Raw genomic sequence first — 4,462 nt, forward strand, 5'->3', positions numbered from 1 at the left:
GATTTGGCGGTCTTAAATTCGTGCTGAACCCCGTAGAAAACGAAATAGACATCAATCATTGGAGAAAAACAGAACACGACCTTTTTCCATTCACACAGGAACTCCACCAACTACTCAAAGAGAATTCCGAAGACGAAAAACAATACCGCAGGTATGTGGATAGTATGAAAAGTTCTGTACTGACGGCTTTTTATACACCGCCAAAGGTTATAGATGCCATTTCATCCGCTTTGCGGGATAATGGTCTGCATATTGATAAATTCCTCGAACCATCGGCAGGTATTGGCTCATTTATACAGTCTTTTTCAGAAAATCAAAAAGCCAGTATTACGGCTTTTGAAAAGGATTTGTTGACAGGCAAGATTTTAAAACAGCTTTATCCAGAAAGTAATATTCGTATAAGTGGTTTTGAGGAAATTGCCGAAAAGGAACGAAATAGCTATGATGTAATCGCCAGCAATATACCGTTTGGCGATACTTCGGTATTCGACCTTTCCTATTCCCGAAGCAAGGACAGTTCAAAAGTGCAGGCTTCCCGAAGTATTCATAACTATTTTTTTTTGAAAGGAAATGATATGCTCCGTGAGGGTGGTTTACAGGTTTTTATTACCTCGCAAGGCGTTTTAAACAGCCCAAAGAATGAACCGATACGCAGGGCATTAATGGAGAACAACAATTTGGTCTCGGTTGTCCGGTTGCCCAACAACCTGTTTACCGAATATGCAGGTACGGAAGTCGGAAGCGATCTGATTATTCTGCAAAAAAACACGGTAAAACAAAGCCTTACCGAAGTTGAAAAACTATTTTGTCAAAGCAAGCAAACGGAATACAATACACCTGGCAATGCTTTCTTTCAGGACAGCACAAGGATTGTGCATACCGACCGGAAATTAGATACCGACCCTTATGGACAACCAGCCCTAATCTATACACATAAAGGCGGCGTTGAGGGAATTGCCAATGATCTCAAACTAATGCTTTCCAAAGATTTTGGCAAGCACTTGAATTTGAACTTATACAATGGCGAACGGAACGATGAGCCTGTTATACCGACACCAAACGTTACACCTCTAATTATCGAACCTGTAACTATTCAACAAAAACCACAACCAATACCCACATCTGTAATTCATCGGGAAAGCCCAAAGGGATTAAAGCAACTAAGCATTTTTGACCTGTTTGAAAGTGTTGACGAGCCTGTAATGGTTGTTGCTCCGCCCAAAAGAGCGACACAATCCAAAAGGCAAAGCATTAAAACAAACCGCCGTGCAATGGGTCGCCAGCCCGACCTGTTCAGTAGTAGTTCAATACAGCAACCCTATACGCTTCCTATTACTAATAGGGCTATCAATGGAAATACATCAGCCAATGGCAAAAAACAGGAAGCTGTAGGCGACCTGTTTTCGGGTATCAACGGAAACGAACAAACTGAAAAGCCAAGCATAACTAACATTGTTCCCGAACCCACTCTGTATAGTGGCGAACTGCAACCGTTCCACCGTAGCGATTGTCTTGTGGTGGATAAAGGTTGGGTCGGTCATCTGCAAGATGTAGATATGGCAGACGGTAAGGCTATTTTCCATCCCCTGCAATTATCATCCTTACAGAAAGCAAGAGCCGAAGCATATATCGGGGTGCGTGATGTTTACCAAGAGCTTTATACTAAAGAAGCAAAGTTTCAAACTGAATACAAAGAAGAAAGGGAAAATCTTAACCGCCTTTACGATGCCTTTGTCAAAAGGTATGGAAACCTCAACAGTGCGGATAATATCAAGCTCATCAAAACAGACAGTTCGGGTAAGGAAATCCCTTATTTGGAGCGTGTTGTTGGTGGTGTGGTACACAAAGCGGATATATTCAGCCGACCTGTTAGTTTTTCTACGGTAAGCATTGCAACGGACAATCCCGAAGAAGCGTTAGCGGCTTCATTAAACAAATATGGCAGCGTGGATTTGAGCTATATGTCTGAAATCAGCAGTATGACCGATGATGCGTTGAAAGAAGCCTTACATGGTCGTATTTACTACAATCCGCTACAAAAGGAATATGAAATATCCGAACGCTGGATTGCAGGAAACGTAGTTGAGAAAGCCCAAGACATAAGAACCTACATCGGAAATAATCCTGATGATACCGATGCCAAAGCAAGTCTTACTGTTTTGGAAGAAGCTCGACCAAGACGAATTGAGTTTGAGGAACTCGATTTTAACCTCGGCGAACGCTGGATACCCACAGGCATTTATGCCCGATTTGCTTCACATCTTTTCGATACAGATGTACGCATCCATTATGCTGAAAGCAGTGATGATTTCAATATAAAATGTGATCAAAAAAATGTGCATATATGGGATAAATATGCTGTTAAAGCCGAAAGCCGAACGTTTGACGGAATTGCTCTTCTCAAACACGCACTCGTAAATACCACTCCCGATATTACAAAAAAAATCTTTATTGATGATAAGGAAGTCAAGGTACGGGATATGGAAGCCATACAAATGGCGAATACCAAGATTGACGAAATCCGTACCGCATTTACAGAATGGTTGCACGCACAAAGCGATGAGTTCAAAACAAGGATGACCGATCAATACAACGATACGTTTAACTGTTTCGTTCGACCGAACTATAACGGAACGCATCAGGATTTTCCGGGCTTAGACCGTAAGGCACTCGGTATTGAAGATTTGTATTCAAGCCAAAAGGACACCGTTTGGATGATTAAGCTTAGCAATGGTGCTATCTGCGACCACGAAGTAGGTGCAGGAAAAACACTCGTAATGTGTACAGCAGCACAAGAAATGAAACGTTTGGGATTAGCCCATAAGCCGATGATAATTGGGCTGAAAAGTAATGTTCACGAAATTGCCGAAGCCTACCGCACTGCCTATCCACATGCAAAAATCCTGTTTCCGGGTAAGGAGGATTTTACGCCTCAAAAACGTCTGCGTATTTTCGGCGATATTAAAAACAACGAATGGGATTGCGTAATTCTCACACACGACCAATTCGGGATGATACCACAATCGTCCGAAATTCAAAAAGAGATCCTAGAAATAGAATTAGACAGCGTAGAACGTAACCTTGATGCCCTGCAATCGCAAGGCAAAGAAGTTACCAAAGGAATGCTTGCTGGAGTAATCAAACGGAAAGAAAATCTCGTAGTAAAGCTCAAAACCCTGCAACATGATATTGAGAACCGCAAAGATGATGTGGTGGATTTTAAGATGATGGGCATTGACCATTTGTTTGTGGACGAAAGCCACCAATTCAAAAACTTGATGTTTAACACAAGGCATACAAGGGTTGCCGGGTTGGGTAATGTGGACGGAAGTCAAAAGGCGTTGAACTTACTCTTTGCTATCCGTACCATTCAGGAGCGCACTAATGCGGATATGGGAGCAACCTTTCTTTCGGGTACAACGATTAGTAATTCATTAACGGAACTGTACCTGCTGTTTAAATACCTCCGGCCACGAGCAATGGAAAAACAAGGTATTCATTCTTTTGATGCGTGGGCGGCTATCTACGCAAGGAAAACAACCGACTATGAATTCTCAGTTGCCAATAATATTGTAGCGAAAGAACGGTTCCGTTACTTTATCAAAGTACCGGAATTGGCACAGTTTTACTCGGAAATTACGGATTACCGAACGGCGAAAGATATAGGTATTGACCGTCCAAATAAGAACGAGGTTCTATATAATATACCGCCTACGCCAGACCAATCAGTATTTATCCAAAAGTTGATGGATTTTGCCAAAACTGGAAATGCAGAACTGTTGGGCAGACCTCCGCTAAGTCAAAGTGAGGAAAAAGCAAAAATGCTCATCGCTACAGATTATGCTCGTAAGATGTCGCTGGATATGCGTATGGTTAGCGGTAGGTATGATGACCATCCCGATAGCAAAGCTTCACACTGTGCAGCAAACATTGCCAAGTATTACAACCAATACAATGCACAAAAAGGAACACAGTTTGTTTTTTCCGATTTGGGAACCTACAAGCCGGGCGAATGGAATGTGTACTCCGAAATTAAACGCAAGCTTGTGGAAGACCACGGCATACCTACACATGAAGTCCGTTTTATACAAGAAGCTAAAAATGATAAGCAACGCAGGGAGCTTATCAAAGGTATGAACGAGGGAAAAATCCGTGTGTTGTTCGGTTCAACAAGTATGTTGGGTACAGGCGTAAACGCACAAAAAAGAGCTGTTGCCGTTCATCACCTTGATACACCGTGGCGACCAAGCGACCTTGCCCAACGTGACGGCAGGGCTGTAAGAAAAGGCAATGAGATTGCCAAGTTCTTTGCTGATAACAAAGTAGATGTAGTCATCTATGCTGTAGAAAAATCACTGGATAGCTATAAGTTTAACCTGTTGTATAATAAGCAACTTTTTATAGACCAATTAAAAAACAACAATCTCGGTAAACGAACCATTGACGAGGGCAGTATGGACGA

1 protein-coding gene is annotated in these 4,462 nt (G+C 42.2%); it reads left to right on the plus strand.

All coding sequences use genetic code 11. The features are described 5' to 3' along the window. The coding region (locus tag B3I52_RS15675; protein ID WP_293303148.1) for an N-6 DNA methylase at window positions 1–4,462 on the plus strand (4,462 nt) is incomplete at both ends.

It is taken from the genome of Pedobacter sp. UBA4863 (assembly GCF_002399615.1).
In the GTDB taxonomy this organism is placed as follows: domain Bacteria; phylum Bacteroidota; class Bacteroidia; order Sphingobacteriales; family Sphingobacteriaceae; genus Pedobacter.